Annotated in this window: 18 protein-coding genes; 13 read left to right on the top strand and 5 right to left on the bottom strand. The window is 44.0% G+C overall.

Annotation, left to right across the window (positions count from 1 at the left end; all coding sequences use genetic code 11):
- Positions 1-183 precede the first annotated feature (183 nt).
- The gene (locus EQO05_RS05505; protein ID WP_128504513.1) at positions 184-1,281 is read right to left on the bottom strand and encodes a NosD domain-containing protein; all 1,098 of its coding nucleotides are present in this window, start codon (positions 1,279-1,281) and stop codon (positions 184-186) included.
- A 515-nt stretch (positions 1,282-1,796) separates the two neighbouring features.
- On the opposite strand from EQO05_RS05505, the gene EQO05_RS05500 reads away from it, so the two are divergent.
- Positions 1,797-2,204, top strand: coding sequence for a DUF1699 family protein (locus EQO05_RS05500; protein ID WP_128504511.1), 408 nt, complete (start codon positions 1,797-1,799; stop codon positions 2,202-2,204).
- A gap of 434 nt (positions 2,205-2,638) precedes the next feature.
- Complete coding sequence (locus EQO05_RS05495) at positions 2,639-3,112, top strand: hypothetical protein (protein WP_128504509.1); 474 nt, start codon at positions 2,639-2,641, stop codon at positions 3,110-3,112.
- 306 nt (positions 3,113-3,418) lie between these two features.
- Here EQO05_RS05495 and EQO05_RS05490 read toward each other — a convergent pair whose 3' ends face one another.
- Complete coding sequence (locus tag EQO05_RS05490; protein ID WP_128504507.1) at positions 3,419-4,597, bottom strand: AAA family ATPase; 1,179 nt, start codon at positions 4,595-4,597, stop codon at positions 3,419-3,421.
- 676 nt (positions 4,598-5,273) lie between these two features.
- On the opposite strand from EQO05_RS05490, the gene EQO05_RS05485 reads away from it, so the two are divergent.
- From EQO05_RS05485 to EQO05_RS05460, 7 genes are all read left to right on the top strand, one after another.
- Positions 5,274-6,497, top strand: a complete 1,224-nt coding sequence (locus EQO05_RS05485; RefSeq protein WP_128504505.1) for an agmatinase family protein — start codon at positions 5,274-5,276, stop codon at positions 6,495-6,497.
- Between the two features lie 130 nt (positions 6,498-6,627).
- The gene (locus EQO05_RS05480; protein WP_128504503.1) at positions 6,628-7,728 is read left to right on the top strand and encodes a hypothetical protein; all 1,101 of its coding nucleotides are present in this window, start codon (positions 6,628-6,630) and stop codon (positions 7,726-7,728) included.
- A 19-nt stretch (positions 7,729-7,747) separates the two neighbouring features.
- Complete coding sequence (locus EQO05_RS15450) at positions 7,748-7,912, top strand: hypothetical protein (protein WP_164888471.1); 165 nt, start codon at positions 7,748-7,750, stop codon at positions 7,910-7,912.
- 88 nt (positions 7,913-8,000) lie between these two features.
- On the top strand, positions 8,001-9,542 hold the full coding sequence (locus EQO05_RS05475; RefSeq protein ID WP_128504501.1) for an FAD-dependent oxidoreductase: 1,542 nt from the start codon (positions 8,001-8,003) through the stop codon (positions 9,540-9,542).
- Positions 9,543-9,670: 128 nt separating this feature from the next.
- The gene (locus tag EQO05_RS05470) at positions 9,671-11,167 is read left to right on the top strand and encodes an FAD-dependent oxidoreductase (RefSeq protein ID WP_128504598.1); all 1,497 of its coding nucleotides are present in this window, start codon (positions 9,671-9,673) and stop codon (positions 11,165-11,167) included.
- 475 nt (positions 11,168-11,642) lie between these two features.
- A complete protein-coding gene (locus tag EQO05_RS05465; RefSeq protein ID WP_240664348.1) occupies positions 11,643-13,736 on the top strand; it encodes a CHASE4 domain-containing protein in 2,094 nt (697 codons plus the stop codon).
- 152 nt (positions 13,737-13,888) lie between these two features.
- Complete coding sequence (locus EQO05_RS05460) at positions 13,889-15,898, top strand: MASE3 domain-containing protein (protein WP_128504497.1); 2,010 nt, start codon at positions 13,889-13,891, stop codon at positions 15,896-15,898.
- A 210-nt stretch (positions 15,899-16,108) separates the two neighbouring features.
- Here the strand turns inward: EQO05_RS05460 and EQO05_RS05455 are convergent, their stop codons facing one another.
- The 3 genes from EQO05_RS05455 to EQO05_RS05445 are packed head-to-tail and all read right to left on the bottom strand — an operon-like array spanning position 16,109 to position 18,989.
- A complete protein-coding gene (locus EQO05_RS05455) occupies positions 16,109-16,789 on the bottom strand; it encodes a dienelactone hydrolase family protein (RefSeq protein ID WP_128504495.1) in 681 nt (226 codons plus the stop codon).
- Between the two features lie 45 nt (positions 16,790-16,834).
- Positions 16,835-18,283 (bottom strand): bifunctional UDP-sugar hydrolase/5'-nucleotidase, encoded by a 1,449-nt coding sequence (locus EQO05_RS05450; protein WP_205793702.1) that lies wholly within the window; start codon positions 18,281-18,283, stop codon positions 16,835-16,837.
- 46 nt (positions 18,284-18,329) lie between these two features.
- On the bottom strand, positions 18,330-18,989 hold the full coding sequence (locus EQO05_RS05445; RefSeq protein ID WP_128504493.1) for a phosphoribosyltransferase: 660 nt from the start codon (positions 18,987-18,989) through the stop codon (positions 18,330-18,332).
- 656 nt (positions 18,990-19,645) lie between these two features.
- Between EQO05_RS05445 and EQO05_RS05440 the strand changes: the two genes are divergently transcribed.
- From EQO05_RS05440 to EQO05_RS05425, 4 genes are all read left to right on the top strand, one after another.
- Positions 19,646-21,625, top strand: a complete 1,980-nt coding sequence (locus EQO05_RS05440) for an MASE3 domain-containing protein (protein WP_240664343.1) — start codon at positions 19,646-19,648, stop codon at positions 21,623-21,625.
- A 161-nt stretch (positions 21,626-21,786) separates the two neighbouring features.
- Positions 21,787-23,211 (top strand): sodium/glutamate symporter, encoded by a 1,425-nt coding sequence (locus EQO05_RS05435; protein WP_128504489.1) that lies wholly within the window; start codon positions 21,787-21,789, stop codon positions 23,209-23,211.
- Positions 23,212-23,546: 335 nt separating this feature from the next.
- The gene (locus EQO05_RS05430; protein WP_240664342.1) at positions 23,547-25,433 is read left to right on the top strand and encodes a DUF4396 domain-containing protein; all 1,887 of its coding nucleotides are present in this window, start codon (positions 23,547-23,549) and stop codon (positions 25,431-25,433) included.
- Complete coding sequence (locus EQO05_RS05425; RefSeq protein WP_205793700.1) at positions 25,412-26,701, top strand: cell wall-binding repeat 2 family protein; 1,290 nt, start codon at positions 25,412-25,414, stop codon at positions 26,699-26,701. The genes EQO05_RS05430 and EQO05_RS05425 overlap by 22 nt, the downstream gene beginning before the upstream one ends.
- Positions 26,702-26,775 lie beyond the last annotated feature (74 nt).

Raw genomic sequence — 26,775 nt, 5'->3', positions numbered from 1 at the left:
TTCTGCTCTTCAGGATTCAGTTCTAGAAGTTGTACCGATTTACATCTGAAAATATTATGCCAGTTTTTAAAACACGACCTTTTACCCTTAGACCGTGCTTTAAAACATGACCTTTTACATTTAGACCGTGCCTTTTTATTTTTTCGTTTAAGCCATTACTTAAAACATTACTTATTACATTACTTACTTTACACTGATATAATTTGAAATGGTTTCACTGTTACTGCCTTTTTTATTCCTTGCTGTTAAGCTAACAGTATATTTTCCGGCTTTACCATATTTATGTACAGGGTTTTTGGCGGTTGAATAGGTTCCATCTCCAAAACTCCACTTCCACAGAACAGGTGAATCTGTACTTCTGTCAGAAAACTGAACTTTCAGGGGGGCTTTTCCTGAGGTAGGAGACGCCGAAAAAGCTGCTGTCGGGGTTTTCAAAGGTATAAGAGGCAGATAGTCAACAGAATTAGGAGAATCTTCGAGCTTATATGGCTCATCTGCAAAACCGTCTTCATTGCTATCGTGATGAGTCTGTGAGAAACCCCTGCCTGAAGGGGTTGCCCAATAGTTCCCGCCCAGATAAGGCCCGCCTACTATGTTTTTTCCGACTGCTTTCGTTGTGTTGAAAGTACATCCGGCTCCATCAGGAGCATTTACGTTTACAGTGTTATTAAAATTGTTATTGGTAACTATGCACGAGGCATCAATGAGATATAGTCCGTTATCACAGTTCGTAATCCTGTTCCCACTAATTGTCAGAGTCTCAAACATAAGATCAAAGGCATATATTCCTGTCTGGCAGTTGGAGATATCGTTGTTAAGAATATCTTCACTTCCGCTGTACATATAAAATCCAACGTCTGCACCAATGCTAAAGTTGGATATTTTATTATTTTGAACCGTGCAGGAAAAAGCCCCATCTGTAGATTCGGTACGGGTAAACGAAAAACAAACTCCTGAGGATTTCCCCGGGCCTTTTATATCAAAGTTTTTTATCACAACATTACTTTCATAAATATTGAACGCATTCTCCTTAGCTTCAATTATTGCTTTATAAGGACTGCTTGATATTACAGTTAGATTTGGAGTTGAAATCTCTATATCTCCTTCGTAGATTCCCGGTTTTACAATTACCGTATCACCGGGAAGTGCATTATCTACTGCTGTTTGAATCGAATCTCCAGACTCTACATAAATAGTTGCAGCAGAAGCACTGCCAGCGATAGCCTGAAGCGCAACCAATACTCCGAATACCACCAGTATAACCTTTTTTGTTTTCGACAAGATAAAAACCCCGATAAATTTTCCTTAATAAAAATAATGTTCCTTAATGTCTACATGCAGTTACTAATAAAAGGCTCCCACTTTTGAATTTAAGGATTTAATAATAACGTCGCAATAATTTATTTAGAGAAGATGAGCGTTTGAATAATTCCAGCCCTGATAATAGCCTGTAATCTTATAATTTACCTATTCTATAATTTTACCCTTAATTATATATATTGACTAATGAGTTTTATTATAATCAAGGACTTTCAATTAAATAACAGCTATAAACAATAAATACCTGATCAGGCTACATTAATTGTTAAAGCTATTTTTATTTAGCGGGATTTTCCTTACTCCCAGTACTTTTTCCGGTCAACTCTCTTTTCTGGTTAGTTGGAAGACATTAACGGAAGCCATAAACCAGGAAGACTATATAAAAAATAACGGAACTATAAGATAAATATTTATAGTCAGTGTAAATAGCTTATATCAATGTAAAACGTAAAAAAACTTCACAGTGGGGGAAAAACATGAAAATTAGAGTTGTTAGCTCAAGAGAAGAAATCTTTACACTTAACCCTAATGAACGTATTGTTCATCTGGCTTTCAGACCTTCGAACAAGGATATATTTGCACTGGTTGAAACCTGCCCAAAAATCGATGTTATTCAGTTACCTAAATCTTACATGGGCACGGTTTCAAAATCCATAGAAATGTTCCTTGAAATGCAGAAAATCCAGCTTATCGAAGGCGATGTATGGGGTCACAGAAAGGACATTAACGAATACTACACCATTCCATCCTCAGTTATTGAGAAAATAAAGGAGATGAAAACCGAAGGTAAATCCAATGAGGATATTGAAGCAAAAGTTTCAAGGGAGAGCAGAATCAACCCTGAAATGGTTGCCTATATCATGAACAAGGAAGCTCCTGCCTGATCCGATCAGGATTGAATTGCCTTCAAACTCTTTACTGGAGTTCAGCTAGTATCCAGAAAACGCCAAAAAGGTCTCAGGCTTTTGAAAAGCCTGCATTTTCAGGTTTATTACCTGATCTCCAGCTTAGGTTTCCCGTTTACATAAGCTTCGAAAACTTCCCCGGCTGAAATTTAGCTTAGATTTCCCACCTCAGGGGTTTTCCAGGCACATTCTCCCTTTTTATTAATCAGGGCTTGACCTGTTTTTATTGGGATTTCAACTTGAACCTTAAATTTAAATTTTTTACCCGTCCAGTCTGTGCGGATACACTTAAGATCTGTTTTCCAAGATCTGTTTTCCAGCAAATAATTCCCAATTGATAAACCGTGTACCCGGGTACAACAGAAATTACATATTGCCTCTCAGCGTAACCGATGTATGGGGGAGTAGATATTATGCCTACTATTAGTGAAATGTATCCGATTCCTGCCGAGATAAAAAAACTCCATGTATTTCTTGGCGACTGGCTTGCTGAAGGAGTCATAAAAACCGGAGGAAGCGTTATGAAGCTGGAGGGAACATGGAATTTCAGCATGGCTGCGGGCGGATGGGGCTTGAAATCGGCAAACAGGTTCGAAGTGGAAGAATTGGGTACCTATGAGCTGGATAACCTTTTTGGCTTCGATAAAGAAACCGGAGAACTGCATATTTACAGTATCACCAACATGGCTGAAACACATGATCACACCGCTTCCTGGTCCGACGGGAATACTCTGAAAGGAGGATATGACGGACTCAAGGATGGCAAAAAATTCAGGGAGGATTTTATAATTAAGCTCGTAAGTCCTCAGGAATTTACAATAGATTATATAGAGAAAGTTGATGATCAGATAGATTCGACTATGAATCTCAGATTAAAAAATAAGTAGACTAAACTAATAAGGCTAAACTAATAAAGCTAAAAAAGAAGGAAAGCTAAAAAAGAAGGTTAAAAAAGAAGGCTAAACTAATAATCCTAGAAAAGAAGTTTAAAAAAGAAGCCTAAAAAAGAAGTCTAAAATAAGAAGGCTAAAAAGTAAGCTTTTAGATAGTTTGGTCTGGCTGGCTCTTGTAAAGAACTCTGGCTAAAACTTTAAAGATATTCTGGATTTATATTTTTGCAGATCTTTCAGATCAGCCGGGAGCAGGAGGCATCCCCTAAAAATGGAGCTTCCGGTTCGAGAACAGAGATCGGTTTATACCCCTTTCTTAATTTCCCGGCTATAAAACCCATCTCTGTCAAGAGTGACGACTCTAAGGAAATCATCTTTTCCGGGGCACAAATTGAATGTTCTGCCGTTTTTAATAGGAAGATTCTCCGGATTTCTATGCCCGTGAACCTGGTAAGTGTTCTCATTTGTGTTATTGTTAAAGCTCGTAGCAATAAGATATGCATCACCTGGATCGCCCACGCCGTTAATCATCTGATCGGCTCCGACAAAAATCAGATTTTCAGGAAGGCTGCTCAGGCCCCCATGAGTTACGAGTACGCACCTGTTCTGGAATTTATAGTAAGCACATAGCCTCAATTTTTTGCATAAATCCAGAATATCATCTTCTGTAATATCTGCCTGCTTCATCTCTGGAAGATTATACAGGGTATCCGGGAACCCGAATCTTCGGGGTTCTTCGCCTTCTGCCGGTCTGCAGGAACATGACTCGTGTTCCCCTTCGAGCAGGACCACATTGTCCCTGCACATTATGGAAGTTAAAAATTTGATAACCCCGGCATTTTCAGTTCCGCTGCCTGCGTAATCTCCCAGGAAAATATACAGGTCACTCTCGTTCAGCCCGCATGTGAGATATTCCATGAGAGCGCTGTAATTCCCATTTATATCTCCTATGTGATGGATTCTCCTGTAACGGGAAAAGTCAGTAGCCTTATATCGGAGCCTTTCATGAAATTCCTGTGGCTTTATTACCTTAACGAATGATGGCACGGTTTGCCTGCTTATTATAGAATACATCTCATCAATTACCTTTTCAGGCACAATTTCGTATTCAGGCCTTTTCCTGTTCCTCTGCTTCGCAATCTCAAGGGGAACATCCGTAAAATCGATACAGACAGCCTCATACCTGTAGAATCTGACAAGCTTCCTGTATTTGGCAATATCGGCATTTCCCGCATTTGTTGCGTCAAGGATTATGAAATCCCCGTCCTCCATATGGCTTTTAATTAGTGAATAAATGAGCCCCCAGACCCGATGATTGATTTTTTGAGAGGTCACAGGTTTTCCGGTGACAGATAGTACAGGCGGCTTAAGGATCAGCCTGATGCTATCTGAAGAAATGGTATAAGGCTCGAGGTTATTCTCCCTGATAAAGGTTGATTTGCCTGAGCCGGGTACTCCCCTCAAAAATACCAGATACCTCATACGTACCTCGATACTTCATATTATAGCTTAAAATACGTGTGCCAGTTAGAAGATCAGTGTATCTTGCCAGTTTCCCCAGAGCCCCTTTTCTGAAAGAACTCATGCGGGACCCGGGAGTTTCCGGATTTCCATTTCAATTCCTGACTTCCGGTTCCAATCTTCATTTTAATTATTCTGTCTCCACCAGTGATACCTGAGTTAATATTACTATTGATTTTTATAATATTTAATTAGATAATTTCGTAGTACCTATTTGAGTATAGATACAGAGGACGAAATGTGAATAAAGGGTTTGCAAAACCTGAGCAAATTCCTGAAATTTAGCTGTTTAATGGACCCGGCTGTGACAAAGATTCAGGTATTCAGGTCACTCCAATCTTACGTTTAATATAACTATTAGTCTGCAACATACACAAAAAATGATAGGCTTAATTCCGGGTTCAAATCGAGAATTTCTATAGAGCCCAATAATATATACTCTTAGTTACAAGTTAACCTTGGAGACGGGGGCACAAATAGGGGTCTAAGCACTGCGATTTACCAGAACGTTTTGCTGGGTTAAACTTGGAGCTGATTGATTTTTATCCTTTACGCTTCAGCGTCTCCAAAACAGTTAGAAATATATCAGTAAAAAAATTTTACTTATGCGGGGGCATGAGCAAAAGGAGCAGATCAAATGGCAAAAGAAAAAAAACTCTCTGAAAGAGAAGAGAAGCGCCGTGAGGAGCTTCAGGGTGAAATCGCCAAACGGTACGAAGATGAACTTACAGACAAGAGGCTGAAGAAGGAACTGCAAAGAGCACACATGTTCGGCCTGGACCCTGCGGAGTCGATTCAGGATAAAGAGCTGGCAAGCACCTTCGCCCGGGGTGAACTTCCACACTTTGCCGGAATTAACACTTTCCTCAAGTCGCCTTTCCTCGCTGACATCCGGGAGGTTGGCGAACACGAAGTGGCAATTGTTGGCTGCCCCCTGGATACGGGTACTACCTATCGTCCCGGACCCAGGTTCGGCCCTGAAGGCATGCGCCGGATCTCAGGCCTGTATACACCTTACTACTACGAGCTTGGGGTAGACCTGAGAGAGCAGCTCGATATAGTGGATGTTGGAGATCTATTCATCATTCCTGCAAATATAGAGAAATCCTTCGACCAGATAACCAAAGGGATCGAATATATCAGAGGCAAAGGGGTGTTTCCGGTAATCCTTGGCGGAGACCACTCTATAGGTTTTCCCACAGCCCGCGGGCTGATGAATGGTTTTGGAAAGGACATCGGCGTAATACATTTCGATAGGCATATCGATACCCAGAGGACTGATCTTGACGAGAAGATGCATACCACGCCGTTTTACTGGGCCGCTCATGAGATGCATTTTGACATGGGCAATCTGGTACAGATAGGCATAGGAGGCTGGCAGGTTCCAAGGCCCGGAGTCGAAGAAGGCCGAAAGGGAGGTTCCACGGTCATTACCATTGGAGATATCGAGGAACTGGGTATAGAGGAGGTGACCAAAATGGCACTTGAGGTTGCCTGGGATGGTGTTGAAGGAGTCCATCTTTCATTTGACATAGACTCGATAGATCCAGGATTCTGCCCAGCCACAGGCTGGCCTGAGCCAGGAGGGTTGTATCCGAGGGAAGCTCTCAAGCTGGTTCGAAACTTTGCCAGGGAGGGGTTAATCGGCATGGAGATAGTCGAAATCTCGCCGCCATACGATATCTCAGACGTAACTTCGCTCATGGGAGTACGCCTGATATGTGAAGCCCTGGCAGCCCAGGTCGAGGCAGGCAAGCTAGGCCGCACCCGCAAGGGTGAGCCTCAGACCGAGAAAGCAAGGGAGGTTGATGAGAAGGGTTCCGCAGCCGCTCCCGGCAGTGTGGTGACCAAGGAGCGGTGAGCTCCTTTGTCCGGACAGAGCACTGGGTTAGCTGCTGTGTACCAGCCCGAGAAAGGGCTCTCGATAAGACCCTGGAGTAGCATGAGTAGCATAATGGCCTGCGGCTAGGTGCAGGTCTGGAGGGACTGAAATGATCGAAGCCATTATAGCAGCGGTCGGCATGTGCGCCGACGGTGTCGCTGAGGGCATGTACGCGGTCAGGCACAGGTTCAGCGCCAGGGCTGCAGGCTTTGGCTACGCCATAGGCGCTCTTCTTACCTGGTTTTACGGAGCTGTAACGCCAATCACTTTCACAGTGGAGAGCATCACCGTTGCCACGCGCACTGCCCAGTCCAGGCCCCAGATAATGCACATAGTCATCCTTTCGGCAATTCCAAGCATTATCCTGGGTCTTCTCGGCCTTTATTCAAGTTTCATTGAGATACTGGACGAAGCGGTTATAGGTGGCATCATTGCTGGTGTCGGGATAATACTGACGGAGGTAGGAGCTGGCTACATCAAGGAGAAACCCCATACAGCGGGGTTCTCTACTGCCGGAGGAGTTGTGGCATATCTGCTTACCGGAAATCTGGTCTGGGTAATAGTGGCGAGCGTAGTCTTGGGAACCCTTGCCGAGAGACACGCGCCCGAGAGCTTCAGGAAAGAGAACGATGGCGGAGAGGACGGCGAGGAGAAAGAGGATGGCGACGATGGGGGTAACAGGTTTGGGCGGATAAAGCTTAACACGAAGGACTGGATCTCCCGCCCGGTACTCATCGGCGCTTTCTCTCTCTTTGCCCTGAGAACCGGGGCAGTAGTCTCGTACGACACGGTCAACTCTAATCTGGCAGGAGTTGAACCTCATCTCGATGGAGTGACCCTGATGGCAGGTTTGGGCAGCCTCGCCAGCGCCTTGATGGGTGGAGGACCGATTGAGACTACTCCGGCACCTATGGCTGCGACGCCGGATCCGGTTTTCTCAACTGCGCTTTTCATGGCGCTGATGGCGGGCATAACCCTCCTGGGTCTGGTTAAACGAGTAGGTGAATATGTCCCGCTTCAGGCGATAGCGGGTTTTCTTGTGGTTCTGGGCATCTTCGTGATCCTGCCCCAGCAACTGCCTCAGGTGGTAGAAAATCCGCTGCCAGGAGCTGCGGCTCTGGCGGTCACGGCTCTATCCAACCCGTTCTATGGCATACTTGCTGGGGAAGCAGTAGCCCTTGTAATGGGATTCGGCATCGCCAGCTTGTAAAATAAAAACCTGGGATACAATGGGGAAGCCGGTAGCAGGAAGCATCCATGCCCGGCTACTGGCATCCCCTCTTATCAATCTAGTAATAAAACACAGTCCGCATCCCGGAAAATATCCTGCTTTTCTTGCAGTAGAAATTGAAGTAGATGGATATTGCACTCTGGAGAACAGGATGTTAAAATAAGGAAAATAGACCTGTGGCTGTATAATCGAACATGGGGACGTGAGAGCAGGAACCGGTCTATTAAAGCAGAGTCGAAATGGTGAAAGATATGGCAGACGACAAAGAAACTGATTATATCCTGCCTGGAAAGGCAGAATCTTACTGGATGGCAACCACGCCTGAGTCCAGCTATTCTCGTCTTTCGGGAGATATGCACATGGATGTGGCAATCCTGGGGGGCGGGATAGTGGGTATTACAACAGCCTTCCTTTTAAAGGAAGCAGGCGTGCAATCCGTGGCAGTAATCGAAGCGGATAGGATTCTCACAGGGGTAACAGGTCACACGACTGCAAAAGTTACTTCCCAGCACAACCTGATCTATGATCGCCTGATTTCAAAATTCGGAAGAGAGCAGGCGCAGCAGTATGCAGAATCCAATCAGGTGGCCCTGGAGAGGATAGCTTCCATAGTGAGCTCAAAAGGCATAGCCTGTGATTTTGTCCGTAAGCCGGCTTACGTTTATGCCGGTTCTGAGGAGTCGGCTGGAGATATAAGAAATGAGGTAGACGCAGCTCAAAGCCTCGGGCTTCCTGCCTCGTTTGAATCTGATCTTTTACTGCCTTTTAAAACATACGGTGCGGTCCGTTTCGGCAATCAGGCGCAGTTCCATCCCAGAAAGTACCTCTGTGCTCTGGCAAGAGAGATTGAGGGAGATGGCTGCCATATCTTTGAAAAGACAAGAGCATTGAAGCTCGAAGGGGATGGCCCTGTAACCATAACAACGGATAAAGGGACTATTAAGGCAAACAGGGTTATACAGGCGACCCATTTCCCAATTCAAGACAAACCAGGGCTCTTTTTCCAGCGCCTGCATCAATCGCGCTCATACGTACTGGGGGTTCGTATTGAAGAGCCCTTCCCGCATGGAATGTTCATCAGTGCCGAGGTACCTGTCAGATCCCTGCGTTCCCAGCCTGCCGGGGAAAGCGAGCTCATACTTGTATCGGGAGAAGGGCACAGGACTGGAGAGGGGAATGAAATTGACCACTACCGGAAACTTGAGAAATGGATCAGGTCAGTTTACTCAGTCAATTCCATTGATTACCACTGGTCGACTCAGGATGTCATAACCGTTGACCATGTTCCCTATATTGGCCGGATGACCTCAGGTAACGAAAACCTGTATATCGCAACGGGTTTCCGGAAATGGGGCATGACCACAGGAACGGTTGCAGCGATGATTCTTACAGATATGATCCTGGGAAAGTCCAATCCCTGGGAGGAAGTATATAATCCTTCACGATTCAAACCCATCGAATCGGCTAAAACCTTCATTTCACAGGCTGCCGAAGCAACCAAAGGACTTGTGGGAGAACGAATAACCCCTGTTCATGAGAAAGCTTCGCAGATTTTACCTGGAGAAGGCGCAGTTGTCAAGCTCGAAGGCGAAAGGGTTGCAGCATATAGGGATGAGGCAGGGGTACTCCACGCGCTTGATCCTTCCTGCAAGCACATGGGATGTATTGTTTCCTGGAACAATGCAGAAAAAACCTGGGACTGCCCGTGTCACGGTTCCCGTTATAAGGCAACGGGAGAGGTAATTAAAAGTCCTGCGGTTTATAGCCTTTCGGAGAAGAAAGTCAGGGAGTGAGATCTCAGTATGTTTGCAGGACCGCATAACCGACCCGGACATAATTGATTTATAAGCATTCGTCCGTTGCCGGTGAGAGAAGTATTCTTATCTTCTGGATAAACGAGAACAAAGGTTCAGTGACAAATATGACAAATGGGAAAGATACCGGCTATACTCTGCCTGGCAGGGCAGAATCATACTGGCTGGCGACAACCCCTGAATCAAATTATCCTTTTCTTTCAGGGGATATTAGCGTAGATGTAGCGATAATAGGGGGAGGAATAGTCGGAATTACTTCGGCTTTTCTTTTGAAGCAAGCCGGAGTTTCTGTCGCAGTTATCGAGGCAGATAGGATAATAAAAGGGACTACAGGTTATACGACTGCAAAAATCACATCCCAGCACAACCTCATCTACGACAGATTGATCTCACAAGTAGGGAGAGGACCGGCGAAACAGTACGCCGAATCTAACCAGGAGGCAATTGACAGAATTGAATACATAGTCCGCTCATGGAACATATCCTGCGACTTTGAGCACAAACCTGCGTATGTATATGCAGGCTCTGAAGATTCCGCACAGAAGATCCTGGATGAGGTCAGGGCAGCCAGGAGCCTTGGGCTTCCGGCTACATTTGAAAGTAGTCTGCCTTTGCCTTTTGATACCTACGGTGCAGTCCGTTTCAACAGGCAGGCGCAGTTTCATCCTCGAAAATACCTGTGTGCACTTGCCAGGGAGCTTGAAGGAGATAGTTGCTATATTTTTGAGAAAACACGGGCACTCGGGATAGAGGGAGGAGAACCCGTGGTGATAAAAACTGATAGGGGAACAGTAAGAGCCGGGGATGCCATTCAAGCAACGAATTACCCGATCTTCGATAAGCCTGGGGAGTTATTCAAAAGACTAACCCAGTCAATGTCATATGTTCTTGGAGTACGTATTGAAGAGACGTTTCCGGATGGAATGTTTATCAATGCCGAGGAGCCGATCCGATCTCTGCGCTCCCAGCCTGCCGAGGGAGGTGAACTGGTGCTCGCGGTTGGCGAGGGTCATCCGACAGGGCATGGAAATCCAACACATGAGCATTACAGGCAGCTTGAGGATTGGGCAAAATCGATCTACAATGTAAGGTCTATTGATTACCGCTGGTTGACTGAAGATGTAATATCTGAGGACGGGGTACCGCTTATCGGCAGGCTTACCCCGGACAGCGGGCATTCCTATCTGGCTACCGGGTTCCGGAAGTGGGGCATGACAACAGGCACTGCTGCAGCAATTATCCTTACGGATACCATTCTTGGCAGGGATAACCCCTGGACTGAAGTATACGAGCCTTCAAGATCGAGGCAGGGTTCCGAATTTGTTGTCCGGGAAGATCTCCCCGAAGTCGAGCCTGATCAGGGCAGCTTAATTGAAAAAGGGGAGGACAAGGTGGCAGTATACAGGGACCCGCAGGGTGCACTTTATACCCTCAATCCTGCATGCAGGCACATGGGATGCCCTGTATCGTGGAATGATGCTGACAAAACCTGGGACTGCCACTGCCACGGTTCTCGTTACAATGCCAGAGGAGAAGTAATTCAAAGCCCAGCAGTTTATGGGCTTCTGGAAAAGAAGGTAAAGGAACAGGACCGGCAAAGATAACTATTTAATGGCTCATCTGTTTCTGAGTATAGCTTCATAAGGGCAATAGCTTTTATAGCTTTTTTAATTTACTGAGCTAAAATCTTAATTTTTTTCATTTATAGGATAGTCTTACCGTTTTCTGGACATTAATTAATGTATTTCAATGTCAAGCCTGCGAAATGAAACTGAGTTTTGGAAGAGAATGACTGAGTTTTGGAAGAGAATGACTGAGTTTTGGAAGAGAATGAAACTGACTTCCGAAGGAAAACGAAACTGGCTTTCGAAGGAAAACGAAACTGATTTTTGGAGGAGTATTTTTAATATTATTTTTACTTTGTTGCCATAAGCCCTGTAACCGGAAAATAACAATCTACCTTTTTTAATTATTTCAAATTTATCCTAAATTTTATATAGTGTTCTTACTTTATAGATTAATAATCCTTAGTTTTCCTCTTAAATAATCCTTAGTTTTCTTTTATCTACAGGCTGTGGGGTGTCCAGAATAGATATCAGTAAAAAGGTTTTTATAATCACTGCTCTAATTTTTGCAGTTCTTATTGCAGCATTTACGTTATCCCATAATATGCAGCTTTCAAACTTTTTGGAGCTGGAACAGGCTGACACACTGGATAATGTAGAAAGGGTAAGGAATGCCGTTTCAACTCAACAGAGGTATCTTGATTATAACGTACAGGATTGGGCCTGCTGGGATGATACTTATGAATTCATTGAGGATCGAAACCGGCAGTATATAAATGTAAACCTCCAGAATCAGACTCTTGCCGGAATTAACGTTAATGTTATGATTTTTGTAAATGAATCCGGATCCGTAGTCTATGCAAAATCAGTAAATCTGGATACTAAAGAAGAAGCACATATTCCTGAAGACCTGCTCAAACTAATTAAAGACGGAACTCTTCTCACAAAAACGGAAGATGACACCATAAGCGGTTTTATTTTGCTCCATGAGAACCCTATTTTTATTTCATGCCATCCGATTCTTACAACAACACACGGAGGGCCTGTGAAAGGCACTCTGATCTTTGGGAGATACTTTGACAATGCCCTTCTTGATGATTTCAAAGGAGTTACCCGTTCTTCCCTTTTGATGTATAGGACCGATGGGGACTTGCCTCCTGATTTCCGGAGCAAATTCAAAAGTATTTCAGAGAATCCTGACAAAACTATTGTAGAACCCCTTAGTGAAGAGAGAATAGCTGGCTATTTTGAGTTGCCGGATATTTCAGGCAAACCTGCCCTGATTATGAGAGCGGATTTTCCAAGAGAACTGTATTCGCACGGCGAAAGAACCCTCAATAATATGTATTTTTTCCTTTTGTTAACAGGGCTTATGACCGGGGCAGGAGTTAAATTTGCGCTTGACAGGCTATTTATCTCAAGATTAACAGGAATTGATAATTTCGTTACCCGGGTCAGGTCGGAAAAGGATCTTTCAAGAAGATTGTCGCTTAAAGATAATGACGAGCTCTACCGCCTCTCAAGAGAGATCAACGGGATGTTAAACGAGATTTATCTTGCGGAACAGGAATTAAAGGCGCAGGAGCGGGAAAAGAAGGTCCTGCTCGATTCTCTGAACGAACTGGTAATTTTCGTAAACCCTCAACGTAAGATTATCTGGGCAAACAAAGCTGCCCTCGAATGTATGAAAATGGATCTCCAAAAGGCATTGGGGATGTCCCTTGACGACGTTGCCGGTATAGGCAGGCTGTTATCCGATTACCTGCAGCTTGAGCAGATTTTCGTAACAGGTAATAAAAAATCAGGGGAATTTACTGCAAAGGACGGCAGGGTCTGGTCTATCCAGGCAATCCCTGTAACCGAAGAGGATGGAAAGATTATAGGTGTTCTTGAGATGTGCAGGGACATTACGGAAAAGAAAAAAGCTGAACAGCTGCGCAAGAAGGAGATCAACCATAGAATTAAAAATAACCTGCAGATAGTTTCTTCCCTGCTCGATCTTCAGGCCGAAAAGTTCAGCGACAGAAAAGTCATTGAAGCCTTTAAGGAAAGTGAAAGCCGAATTCTGTCGATGTCCCTTATCCACCAGGAACTGTATGAATCCGGAAAACTGGACTCCCTCGATTTTTCATCCTATCTACGTAAATTAATAGCTGATCTTCTCAAATCATACAATACCGAAACTGGTGAAATTCGCGTAAAGCTTGATATCACCAGCGTCTTCCTCGGCGTTGATACTGCAGTTTCCCTGGGTATTATAATAAATGAACTGTTTACAAATTCTTTCAAATATGCTTTTCCAGCAGGAGCAGGTGGGGAAATCTCGATTTCCCTTGCCAGAGAGAAATCGACCGAAGAAATAGCCGGAAACAGATCCCCTGATATAACCCTTCCCGGAAGCCCGGGAAGGCTTTCTGGAGCGAATGAAAGTTATAAGCTTACTTATGCAGATAATGGGAAAGGATTTCCTGAAGCGCTCGACTTCAGAAACTCGGAAACACTGGGCTTGCAGCTTGTGAACGCCCTTATAGATCAGATAGAGGGCAGTCTGGATCTGGAAAAAGAAAATGGAACAAAATTTATCATAAAATTTAAGAATGAGCTTTAGATACACAGCAAATAACAGGACTGAAGGCACGGGTGGAAGATAAGGCAGTAGAAATCGAAACCTTAAATATACTGTATTTATAAATTAGACAATATAATTGATATAAAACAGATATTTTCTTTGGATATAAAGTAAATTGCAGGAAAGGGGTTATGCATATCTCGAATATCTGGGGAAGAGTCATTAGCTTCGAGCACAGCGGTATAATATTCTGGGTAGTGATGATAGGCTTGCTTCACATACTTGGACTTAGTAACAGCCTTCTTTCTCATACCCTTATAGAACTCTTCAGCATAATAGTTGCATATGTTATTTTCCTTCTTGCCTGGGAGTCAAAGACTTTTCTGGAAAACAGGTATATTCTGTTTTTAGGAATCGCTTACTTTTTCGTCGGTACACTTGACCTTTTACATACTTTATCATATGAAAACATGGGAATGTTCCCGGGCTTTGATACAGATCTCCCTGCCCAGTTCTGGATAGTAGCAAGGTATATGGAAAGTGTCTCCTTTCTGATAGCTCCTTTGCTCTTAATAAACCATGGTACGGATAATGTAAGAGCATACCTGAAGCCTGTAGAAAAATCCATGTTTGCCTGGAGAGCATTTTCCGCATATGCAATAATTACTCTGATCTGCATACTCTCGATTTTTGTTTTCGGGAACTTTCCTGATAGTTATATCGAAGGTTCAGGACCAACCTCTTTTGATATCGTAAGCAAGTATATAATATCCTTAATCCTTTTTTGTTCTTTAGTTCTCTTATACTTAAAACGAGACTTTTTTGAAAACAGGATTTTCAAACTGCTCGCTGCCTCCATAGTATTAACAATATTCTCAGAAATGACCCTTACCACATACACCAGCGTTAATGATTTTTCCTTTGCCCTCGGGCACTATTTCAAATTCCTGTCTTTTTACCTGGTTTACAAAGCTATTGTAGAAATGGGGTTTGGTGAACCTTACAGTTTTTTGTTCAGGGAATTGAAGTATAGTGAGGAGGATTTCAGGCAGAAAGCAGCACTACTCTGGGAAGAATACAATCGTATGTGTGGAATGATCGGGATAAATAAATGTCTCACCGGGGGTCCGGAAAAACTGGAAAAAAATGAGGAGGACTACTATTCATTCATTCAAAATCTCCATGCAATCGGATTCCAGTTTGATGGGAATTTATCAGTGATATTCCTGCACGGTCCTGTTGAGGAAATGACAGGTTACACGAGACAGGACTTCCTATCCGGGAAAATCGACTGGGAAGAAATAATAATACCTGACGACCGTTCTATAATTTTTGAGAATATAAAAAAGTTGAGATCAAATCCGGCTTCAGTCATTGAGAGCGAGTACAGAATACGTACCCGGAATGGAGAACTAAAATGGGTCAGACAGTTCATCCGAAGAATTCCGGATGAATCCCGGACATCTGCGAAATTCCAGTGTTCAGTTCATGATATTACTCAATACAAAATCACAGAGGAAGCTTTGAAAAAAATAGAAATTACGCGCATAAAAGAAATTCATCACCGCATAAAAAATAATCTTCAGGTGATCTCATCCCTGCTGAGCCTGCAGGCAGAAAAGTTCGAAGACAGAGAGGTACTCGAAGCCTTCAGGGAAAGCCAGAACCGGGTAGCATCCATAGCAATAATTCATGAAGAGCTTCATGAGGGCAACAGCCTGGATATCCTCAATTTTTCAGACTACCTGAGAAAGCTAACCGCAGACCTTTTTAGCTCATATCAGGTTGGGGGTAATGGTATAAACCTTAAGCTTGAGCTTGAGCAGGTTAACCTGGGCATGGATACCGCAATCCCGCTTGGAATTATTGTAAACGAACTTGTCTCGAACGCTTTGAAGCATGCTTTTCCTGCCGGAAATAAAGGTGAGATCAATATTCGCCTGCAAGAAACAGAAAAATACATCTCGGAATTCGGAAGACCAGTGGAGGGCACAGGCTGTCAGTTTGAACAGAAGAGTGATTACGTCCTGGCGGTAGCTGATAACGGAAGAGGAATTCCCGAGGAAATCGACTTTAAAATTACTGATTCCCTGGGTCTCCAGCTCGTAAATATTCTAGTGGAGCAGATCGATGGCTGCATTGAACTGAAAAGGGCTGAGGGAACCGAGTTCATTATCTGGTTCAACAGCTCCGGGAAATGAAATCAAAGTAATCTAATATTAAATTATTTAATCAGTAGATACTAATTCTTCTATAATATTAATTAATTTATTAATTAATACTTTCTAATTTATTTAAGTAAAATCTTATTAAATTTTGAGTTTTTTAAACTTTAAATCTATTTCATTACTTTTTTAACCTGTCCGGCAATGTATATTTTTCTACCTGCTCTGCTGAATATTACTTGCCTGTTATTTCTTTTCCAGAAGATAGCTTTTAAACCATTCTCCAGCCAGATTTGCAACTTCTTCCAGCGTGCCCGGCTCTTCGAAAAGATGGGTTGCTCCGGGGACAATCTTAAGTTCTTTTTGCTCTACCTTCAACCGGTCCAATGCCCATTGATTCATCTCGATTACCTGAAAATCCTGCCCACCTACAATAAGCAGCGTCGGAGCCTTTACATCCGACAGGGCTTTTTCAGCCAGGTCGGGTCTCCCTCCTCTGGAGACGACTGCTTTTACAGCGTTTGCATGCTCTTTTGCAGCAATGAGCGCTGCTGCTGCTCCCGTACTGGCCCCAAAATAACCTATAATGAGTTCTCTGGTGTCAGGATTATTTAAAAGCCAGTTTGTAACTTCAACAAGCCGGTTTGCAAGCAGGTCAATATCAAACCTGATGTGAGCCGTTACCATGTCAACCCTCTCTTCCTCGGTTGTCAAGAGATCGAATAAAAGTGTTCCAAGACCTTCTTTCTGAAGCTCCTGCGCAACATACCTGTTCCGAGAGCTGAAACGACTGCTCCCGCTGCCGTGTGCAAAAACGACAAGTCCTTTTGCACCTTCAGGAATGTCCAGGTTTCCGTTAAGATAAATCGGCCCAATTGGAATACGGACTTCCATACTTTTCTGCTCTGTTTTCGATAGTTCTTTCATTACTTTCCCCCACATTAATTCCCATATTCTGTTAGAATAACATTATCAAATAGGGACTATTGTATTCATCAGTTCTATTGTAACAGGGCTATGTTTTGCCAGATACAACTTGAGTGCTTCAATAGCAGTAACTCCAATACTTTTACGCTTTTTCCCATAACGTTCCGGTATCCCCTGTGAAGTTACAAAGCAGGCGTTGTAAACCTTTTCGGGATAAACCTTTTCGTTGTCTATATAAAATTCCTGTATCCTTTTGCCTGCTGGATTCTCTATTTTAAAATAAAGATTTAAACCGAGACAGCGTTTGACATATCCGCCCATTTGTTGATAAGGGTCACATGAAAACACTTTTTCCAGATTGTCTTCCATCATTTCCCATAGTTCTGACCCTGTTATCTCGCATGTCGAAATGGGAGGATTGGTGGGAATAATATTCCAGAGGTCATTCATTGTTATTGTGCCAGGAGATATAGGAGCACCATACCGCCATCCATTGGAAAAAGCTAAATTTATTCCACTTGCGTAGGCCATGGACTGGAGAAGTAGGTTATCAATTGTCGTTTCTAAAACCCGATAGCGATTAAGTGCAGTTTTGGTAGATCCCACCACAGTAGTTAACATTTCTCTGTGAGGTCTCATCAAATCATCGATTATTAATTCAACCTCTTCATCTGCTTTAATTGTCTCGTCTATGTCTATCAGTTCATGTTTAAAATCTATAATTTTTCCATCTTCTACTTGCAAGTCTATTCTTCCGATAAATGAAGCGTGGCAACCAGACTGCATTATTATAGTTCCGTTACTCATTACCGCATGATACAGGCGGTTGTGAGTATGTCCACTCAACAATATGTCAATACCTTTTACTTCTTGAGCGAGCTTCAGATCGTGAGGATAACCCAGATGCGATAGTACAATAATCAAATCAACTTTTTCATGCTCACGTAGTTCATTTATATATCCGGGCAGTTCCTGGTTACCCAGAGAAAAGTAAATCCCTTTGCTGAAATGCTCAGGCATGGTTTTATCAATGATGTTAGATGCGATACCAACTATACCCAGGCGCAGCCCACTCCTTTCAATTACGCGATAAGGTGGGAAAACTAATTTGTTACTGGCTTTTTCGTAGCAGTTGATTGCAAGCATAGGATAGATAAGTTTACTGGAAAATTCTTTAAAGTGGTCTGGACCGTATGCAAACTCCCAGTGGGCAGTCATTGCATCGAAAGCCATTTTGTTTAAAATGGGTATAAGAGAATTTCCTTTGCTGTTTACTGCCGGAAAGGTCCCGTGTATAGTGTCTCCGTTGTCAAGTGCTACTACCCCGTCAGGATTTTCTTCACGAATTTGTTTGAATAAACCTGTAATACGTGCATACCCACCAGCGGTTTTGAAAAGCTCCTGATCACCTTGCCAGTAAAGTTCGGGATGGGGCTCTATATATCCATGGCTATCGTTCATTTGAAGAATAGTGAATCTCTTAACCTGTGACACCTGTTGCCTCCCTGGCATGTTTATTAATTCGGGGTTTTAGCTCTATTTATTGTTGCTCTGGCTGATAGCTCGCAGCTTTATCCAGAAGTTCAATGACCTCTTCGTCAGTTGTCTGTCTGAAATCAACGTACCAGGCTCCAACCCCATAGAAAGGTTCGGGGGTAGTCACGCATATCACTTCGTCTACTTCTTTTCCGAAAAACTCGCATGTATCAGGTGCAGCCGTGGGCACTGCAACCACAATTTTAGCCGGGTTTCTGGTTTTAAGGGCAGCTGCAGCTGCACGCATTGTTGCACCCGTAGCAAGCCCGTCATCTATCAAAATTACAGTCGAGCCGCTGATCTCGGGTTTGGGCCTGTCTGCGCGATAGAGGCGTTCCCTGCGTTCAAGTTCCCTTAGCTCATTCGCAGCTACGGTAGCAATTACTCTATCAGGTATCTGAAATGACCTGATAACATCCTCATTCAGCACCCGGATATCGTTAGAGGCAATAGCTCCCATTGCCAGTTCTTCATTTCCGGGCACCCCCAGTTTCCGTACAATAAACACATCCATTTTTACATTCAGTTCCTTTGCAACTTCAAATGCTACCGGAACGCCGCCACGCGGAAGCGCAAGTATCAATACATCCGAACGGTTTGCATATTCCGAAAGTTCTTTTGCCAGCCTTCTTCCGGCATCTACCCTGTCTTTAAAATATGACATTACTTCCCTCAACCCCCTGTCGAACTGGATTAATTGATAAGATAAACCATGCTAATTTATAGTATCTATGTTCAAACCCTTAAACGTATAGAGTATAAAAATTAAGCTTGAATCATTATATAAATACTCTCTTATTAAAAATAAAGGGCAGAAAAAAGAATAGGTGTTTGAGAAAACTTATTACATTTTCCAAGTAACTTCGGCCCGGTGTAGTCGAAATTTCTCTGAAGAGCTTAAAACATTTTACGCCTGATTATTTTTTGCCCGCAGGCAATTTTTTGAATAATTAATTTAAAATAATTTATGTCCATAATATATTCTGGAGTTGGGAAGTGAGCTGGGTACGAAATAAATTAAAGAACTGCCTGGAGGTTTATCCTGCTCAGAATCGATATATCTGGGGGAAAATATCGTTTGGGCGGCTGTATTGGGGGATACGGTAAACGGGATATAGAACTCCGGGCTTCTTCTTAATCTCTTTTCTGCGATCCGCTCTGCTCCTCCTTTTCCATTATCTGGTAAATAATTGCAGGTACAAAACCATTAACTTTTCAGCGATTTAAGTGCAACGGGGGTAGCTGAATATCTCAGTCGTCAGGGAAAGTGCGCTAAAAGTAGATCTCTATGAAATAGTGGTCTGGGTAATCATAATTATTTTGCTGTACTTAATTAGTCTCAACAATTACCTCCTGTTCTATACGGTAGTAGAATTATTCAGCGTCTACGTTGCATATGTAATATTCCTTATAGTCTGGAAATCGAGAAACCGCCTGGAAAACCGGTATCTTATTATTCTGGGAGTCGGCTACTTTTTTATCGGAAGTGTAGGCTTTTTGAGCACGCTTACATTCCACGGAATGGGGATATTTACCGGGTTTGCTACAAACCTTGCCGTTCAGCTGGGAATAATAGCAAGATTACTGGAAAGTGCTTCTTTTCTGGTTGCTCCGTTGTTTTTAATACGAACTGGAGAAAACCAGGAGGGAAATTCCAGAACATCTGAAAACGCAGTTTTTGCCTGGAAAGCTTTCCTTGCATACGCAGTGACCACCGCTATCTGCCTGGCTTCAATCTTCATCTTCCAGAATTTTCCGGATTCCTATATCCAGGGTGGATTCACTCCGTTCGGAGTAATAAGCGGATACATGATTTCCTTCATGCTTCTCTGCTCTTTATTTCTCCTGTATACAGCCAGGGACAGGTTTGAAGAAGATGTACTCAGGCTGCTTTCAATATCCATAGTCCTGACAATCTTTGCAGAACTGTCATTTATATTTTACAGCCAAATAGACGAGGCTTCAAACGTCGTAAGTCTCCTTTTTAAAATACTATCTTTTTACCTGATTTATAAAGCGATTGTGGATGTCGGTTTTGAAGAGCCCTGCAGTCTCCTCTTCAGGGAGCTTAAACACCGGGAAGAGGATTTCAGGCAGAAAGCCTTTTTCCTGGGGGATGAGTACAGTCATATATGCCGAATGATAGCCAGGCGGTACCTGACCGAACCTCGCAGTATGGAGGAAGAGGACGATCGCGGAGAAGATCCGGGCAGTTACCGTTCTTTCATGCAGAACCTCCAGGGGATCGGTTTCCAGTTCAGTAACGATTTTAAAATGGTCTTCATACACGGCCCTGCTGAAAAAATGACAGGTTATTCAAAGCAGAATTTTCTCTCGGGAAAGGTCGACTGGCAGGAAATAGTCCTGGCTGAAGACCGCCCTGTTATTTTAAGAAAAAGAAAAAAATTGAGGTTAAACCCGGATTTTATTGTTGAGAGCGAATATCGGATACGGAAAAAAGACGGGGAGATAAAATGGGTCAGGGAAATTATCCAGAAAATTCCAGAGAAACCTGAGAGCTCAGGAAAGTTCCAGGGTCTGGTTTATGATATCACTGAACGGAAAATGGCTGAAGAGGCCCTGGAAAAAATAGACCGGATCCGGATAAAAGAAGTTCATCACCGCATAAAAAATAATCTTCAGGTAATCTCATCCCTGCTCAGCCTTCAGGCAGAAAAGTTCGAAGACAGAGAGGTACTCGAAGCTTTCAGGGAAAGCCAGAACCGGGTTGCATCCATAGCAATGATCCATGAAGAACTTCATGAAAGTGAAAGCACGGATACCCTCGATTTTTCAGATTACCTGAAAAAACTAACCGCAGACCTTTTCAGTTCTTACAGGGTGGGAAATAGCAATATAAATCTCAAACTTAACCTTGAACAGGTACATCTGGGCATGGATACCGCGATTCCGCTGGGGATTATTGTAAATGAACTGGTCTCGAACGCTTTGAAGCACGCTTTTCCTGCGGAAAGGGGAGGAGAGATCGATATAAATTTTTGCAGAACCGAAACTCTTGCCGCAAAGTATGGGCTCTCAGGTACGGATAAAAACTGTCCGGACGGAGAAGAATCCACAGATGGAAAGAACTGTAGAGATTATGGTAGTTTCCGCTATATACTCACGGTAACTGATAACGGAAGAGGAATCCCCGAGGAAATCGACTTTCAAAATACCAACTCTCTGGGGCTCCAGCTCGTAAATATTCTAGTGGAACAGATCGACGGTTATATCGAGCTTAAAAGGAGCCCGGGAACAGCGTACATTATCTGTTTCAGCAATGAGAAAGGTGAAGCTTGAACTCCGGGCACAGGCTGAAAAGTAGCAGGTTCGTAGTTTTTCTCGTTTTCCAGGTATCCGGGTATGCCTATTATCGGATGAAGATCTATTATCTGGAAATAGCCCGGTATTTAATACATTGTGTGTGAATATTACAACAGGGAGTCTGAAGGTACATTGACATGTCACCCTCTATGATAGGAATGAGTTTTATTGTTCTGGGGATACTTTTACTGCTGGGAAAATGGGTAAGGGTTGTTACTCCTCATCTTCAGAAACTTTTTATTCCAAGTTCTTTGATCGGTGGATTTCTGGCTCTCATCCTCGGGCCGCAAATCCTGGGTAATCTTATTGAATGGTCAGAATATGAAAATACCCTGCTCGCCCTGCTAGCAGGCGGGATATTTCCTCAGGATATGCTGACTGTGTGGGCTGCTCTCCCCGGGCTTTTTATAAACATTATCTTCGCCACACTCTTTCTCGGGAAAAAACTTCCCGGAATCCGAGAGATCTGGAATATAGCCGGACCCCAGGTAGCATTTGGTCAGACCATAGCCTGGGGACAGTATGTTTTCGGGATAATGATAGCTATTTTTATACTGACTCCCTTCTTTGATATTGATCCTGTTGCAGGGGCACTCATTGAGATCGGATTCGAAGGAGGGCATGGGACTGCGGCAGGCATGGCTTCCACCTTTGAAGAGGTGGGGTTCCCTGAAGGGGCAGACCTTTCACTCGGCCTTGCTACGGTAGGCTTACTCTTCAGCGTAATTCTCGGAATTATACTTTTAAACTATGGCGTAAAAACCGGGAAATCAGTTATTTTGCAGGACCCCGGCGAGGTAATTCTTGAAAAAAGTGAGCAGGCAGGAATTGTTGGTTTCGATGCGAGGGAGTCCGCAGGCAAAATCACAACAAGACCTGAATCTATTGAACCTCTCTCCCTTCATTTCGCCTATGTCGGAGTTGCTATAGGAATAGGCTATATTATTCTTCAGGTTCTCCGCCTGATAGAGGAATTCACATGGGGCAGGGCGACAGGCATATACCTTCTTGAACATATCCCTCTTTTTCCGCTTGCAATGATTGGCGGGATTATTCTAGAGCTGTTTCTTGATAAATTTGATAAATATAAAACACTTGACAGAAACCTGATGATGAGGATACAGGGCCTCTCCCTGGATATTCTGATCGCCAGTGCTATTGCAACACTTTCCCTTGATGTAATAGGCGGCAATCTGATGCCTTTTATCATCCTGAGTGTTGCTGGCATTGTCTGGAACGTAGCAGCTTTTCTTTTGCTGGGACCCAGGATGATACCCACATACTGGTTTGAAAGAGGCATTGGCGATTTCGGACAGTCCATGGGCATGACTGCCAGCGGGCTTTTGCTGATGAAAATTGCAGATCCAGATAATAAGTCCCCCGCCCTTGAGAGTTTTGGGTACAAGCAGCTTATGTTTGAGCCAGTTGTAGGAGGGGGGCTGTTTACGGCTATGTCAGTCCCTTTAATCTTTAATTTCGGCCCGGTTCCGGTGCTTATCCTGACAACCATTATTATGCTCTTCTGGGCAGCGGCAGGACTTTTATATTTTGGCCGAAAATGATAGATTTATCCTGCCAGCCTTATTACTTTATCCGGCTTAGTTTTTATTGATCCGTTTTCACCGCTGTAGTAGCGCGTCTTATCTTTTCTTTTTAAAACGTCGGGATTTTATAATATCTAAATCTAATTATTAATAAATCGTTATTTTTAGACAGGTCTGGACTGAGAATCTCAGGCATAAGAAGCTAATATCCGGGGGGGGTTAGTATAGCTGAAGAAAGTAATGATAATGAGAAAGATAAATCAAAGCAGCTTGGAAAAAGCAGGATCTTTACTTCAAAATCTCTTTTTATCACTCTGATCGGAACGATTCTGGGAGGACTTATTTTCGGGCTTTTGGGCTACTTTGCAGAAAACGGCAGCCTTGCAATACCCAGGCTTGAACCTCTTTTTGCAGCGCCTTACGGCTCGGTTACTATCTTTTTTATTATATTTGGCGCAAGCCTTGGAGGAACAATTGCATCTCTGATTTCTGCAGGTCAGCTCCATCGGGTTGAGGAACCCAGAGAGTCTGCAACCGGATTAAACACGAACAAATGGTTTGTGTGGGGAATCGCGGTACTGACTGCTGCAATAATTCTCAGTGCTGCGGGGTATATCTGGATTCTTTCGGCTGCTTATGGAAACGGATCTGATCAGGAGTCCCGCATAGGATATACCATGAAAAACGTACAGAGAATTCCGGGAGATACGCCTGATAAGGTTGGAAATTCAATGGTTGAAATATATGCGACCGAACCTCTTGAAGTTCCTGCTGACCCTATCGCAGCCGCAGTAATGGCACCCGTGGCTGCAGCAAGAAACCAGACCCTTATTTATGGAGCTGGGGGGGATGACCAGAGAAACCTGGATGCCCTTGTCGAGGAATCGATAACTCTTCTCGGAGATAGTCCTGCCATCGTGGTAGTTTCGGCAGAAGAACCTGCTTATGCCCTGCCCGCAGCATATACTGCTGCATACTTCAGGGCGCCTGTAGTCCCTGTTGAGAACGGATCCATTCCTCAGAGTTTGCAGAATTTACTCGAAAACGGAGAGGAAAAGGTTATTTTCGTGGCTTCCCCGGAGAGGCTGCTTTCAGACGAGTTTCTTGAAGAACTGGAAACCTTTGGAGACGTAAACAGGGTGGCAGACGAGAACATTTACAGACACTCTCTGCTCTGGGCAAGAAGCCGATGGGGTAATTTCGGGTGGGGAATGGATGAAAACCTCCATTTCGATGCATACTATAATTTCATACTGGCAAATCCCGAGACCCCGGAGTTTGCTGCAGCCGCTCTGCCTATGGCTTACCAGGGCAACTACGGGCCATTGCTTTATACTGAAAAAGAAGATCTGAATGATTACGTTGACCAGTATCTCTGGAGACTTTCTCCTGATTATTTTTCCTTCCCTTCAGACGGTCCTTTCATGAATGCAAGGGTTGTGGGAAATCCTGATAGTGTAAGTTATAACGCCCAGGCAAGAGCTGACCTTGCACTTGAGGTCCGTGAATTCAAAAACCAGGTGGCCGGAGCAAGCGGACTTGCCCTCCTTGGCTGGTCCTGGTTTTTCATAGGGTTCTTCGGAGCTATCTGGGCTCTCTTTATTATGCCGAAGCGCCTGCCTTACAGTTCTTTTTATCCCAGGATTTACTGGCCAATGGCAATCCTGGTATTCGGGCCCCTGGGAATCCTGGCTTTTCTTATGACTTACCATGAAAGACCTGTGATGTCAATGGGCAAAATGGCAAAATTCATGCGCCCTCCCTGGGCAAAAGCCCTGTCGGCTACGATTATGAGTACAGGAATAGGGATGGGACTGATGATAGCTTTCATGTACCTTTTCCAGTTTTCCGGGCTGCCGCTTTTACGGACTTTTGAATTTACATCGGTATACTGGTTAGGCGCTCCGATGACGACTATTATGTGGCTGGTAATGGTCGTTCCTGCCATTATTGTGTCCTCCCTGTTTTATATGGGACCTATGATGGCTGACATGCGTGAAATGAAGTACTGGGAAGGCGTAAAAAAGGCTTTTCCCGTGGTCATCCTTTCCATGGTCAGTGCTTCTCTGGGGATGTTCATAACTGCATGGTATGTTATGAACTGGAGGGGATGGATGAGCGGAGAAGACCTCTGGCTCTGGATAACCCCACTCTGGATTTCCGCATCAGCGGGTCTTTTAGTTGCCCTTATTCCTAATTATTTTATGGTTAAAGCCGGATGGAAGGAGGGAGAGATGTGATCAAGCCTCTATATACTCTTTTCGCAGTTGCAGCCCTTGCTGTTATTTTTATCTCGGGATATGTATTGCTCTGGGAACCCCAGGGAGAACCTCTTGATATAAGTACGGCGCAAAACGAGAATTTGCTTGAGTTGACGGGCAGCACTGCTAGGCTTTCCGCCGAAGATCACATTCAAACAGCCACTGTTTATTCCCAGACAATCTATGCCGCTGCCCAGGATAAGGATAGACCCGGTGCAGTCGTCCTTGTAAGAGATGATGACCCGGCAACCGCAATCGCCACAACGCGCCTGCAGCACATGCCGGTTAATGCGCCTATGCTATTTGTTACCGGAAACGGCACCGTACTGCCGGAAGAGACCAGAAAAGAGCTTGAAAGGCTGGGACCTGAAGGGGTTATGATGGATAATAATGTTCAGGTGTACATCGTAGGGGATATTGATAGGAGTGTAGTAGATGAGGTTGAAAAACTTAAACTGAAAACCCGTACGATACGTGCGTCAAATCCTATAGAGTTTACAGAAGTCCTGGATGAATACATTGCAGTACTGGAATCTGATCACAGGCAGATTGTTTTTGTAGCTTCTATCGATGCTCTTGAGTATGCATATCCAGCCGCCTCCTGGAACGCGCATATGGGAGATGGGTTTGCCTATGTAACCCCGGATGGGGTGCCCGAAGAAACGAGGAGAATTCTTGAAAAACGGTGGCCATATTACCCTTACATATATGTATTTGCTCCCTCTTCCGTTGTCGATAACGAGACAATGGCAGAGCTTTCTCAGTACGGGCACGTCCAGCGTATTCCGGGAAGTACGCCCCAGGAGATGGCAGTAAGGTGGGCCGGATATAAGGACAGCGGGCATATGACCTCTTGGCTTGTCGGCTATAAATCCCGCAGTGTCGGATGGGGTTACGCCGAGCCAGGGCATAATCTTCTTCTGGCGAACCCTGAGGACTGGAGAACTGTAGTTCCAAGTGGAGTGCTGTCCCATATGGGAAAACATGGGTTCCTTATCTTAACGGAGCCAGGTGGTGAACTGCCGGATGCTGCACGTTCTTACCTGCAGGTTATTAAACCCGAACCCACATATCCCAGCCAGCAGGTATTTAATTTTGCCTGGGTTCTTGGCAGAGATATAAATAATGAGACGGTCAGGGAACTCGATGAATTACTACGTGTTTCTTCCCCGAGCACTCGGAATAACAACAGTTTGACTGGCATGGAAAACGAGACCGACAATTCTGCCGGTATGGTTGTGATCTGACAATATCTCAGATCAAAGAAAAAAGTTAGAAATCCGGTGACGTATCACCGGGAACCCTTTAATTTCTCCCTGAA

This window comes from Methanosarcina sp. MSH10X1 (genome assembly GCF_004099695.1).
Classification (GTDB): domain Archaea; phylum Halobacteriota; class Methanosarcinia; order Methanosarcinales; family Methanosarcinaceae; genus Methanosarcina.
Note: the sequence above shows the minus strand (reverse complement) of the source record. Positions and strands in the feature narration are given on the sequence as shown.

What these genes read in the sequence shown, in the direction of transcription:
- EQO05_RS05460 (WP_128504497.1), top strand. Translation starts at nt 13,889, where the DNA reads ATGCATATCTCGAATATCTGGGGAAGAGTCATTAGCTTCGAGCACAGC.
- EQO05_RS05435 (WP_128504489.1), top strand. Translation starts at nt 21,787, where the DNA reads ATGTCACCCTCTATGATAGGAATGAGTTTTATTGTTCTGGGGATACTT.
- EQO05_RS05455 (WP_128504495.1), bottom strand. Translation starts at nt 16,789, where the DNA reads ATGAAAGAACTATCGAAAACAGAGCAGAAAAGTATGGAAGTCCGTATT.
- EQO05_RS05500 (WP_128504511.1), top strand. Translation starts at nt 1,797, where the DNA reads ATGAAAATTAGAGTTGTTAGCTCAAGAGAAGAAATCTTTACACTTAAC.
- EQO05_RS05445 (WP_128504493.1), bottom strand. Translation starts at nt 18,989, where the DNA reads ATGTCATATTTTAAAGACAGGGTAGATGCCGGAAGAAGGCTGGCAAAA.
- EQO05_RS05470 (WP_128504598.1), top strand. Translation starts at nt 9,671, where the DNA reads ATGACAAATGGGAAAGATACCGGCTATACTCTGCCTGGCAGGGCAGAA.
- EQO05_RS05490 (WP_128504507.1), bottom strand. Translation starts at nt 4,597, where the DNA reads ATGAGGTATCTGGTATTTTTGAGGGGAGTACCCGGCTCAGGCAAATCA.
- EQO05_RS05485 (WP_128504505.1), top strand. Translation starts at nt 5,274, where the DNA reads ATGGCAAAAGAAAAAAAACTCTCTGAAAGAGAAGAGAAGCGCCGTGAG.
- EQO05_RS05495 (WP_128504509.1), top strand. Translation starts at nt 2,639, where the DNA reads ATGCCTACTATTAGTGAAATGTATCCGATTCCTGCCGAGATAAAAAAA.
- EQO05_RS15450 (WP_164888471.1), top strand. Translation starts at nt 7,748, where the DNA reads ATGGGGAAGCCGGTAGCAGGAAGCATCCATGCCCGGCTACTGGCATCC.
- EQO05_RS05480 (WP_128504503.1), top strand. Translation starts at nt 6,628, where the DNA reads ATGATCGAAGCCATTATAGCAGCGGTCGGCATGTGCGCCGACGGTGTC.
- EQO05_RS05425 (WP_205793700.1), top strand. Translation starts at nt 25,412, where the DNA reads ATGGAAGGAGGGAGAGATGTGATCAAGCCTCTATATACTCTTTTCGCA.
- EQO05_RS05475 (WP_128504501.1), top strand. Translation starts at nt 8,001, where the DNA reads ATGGCAGACGACAAAGAAACTGATTATATCCTGCCTGGAAAGGCAGAA.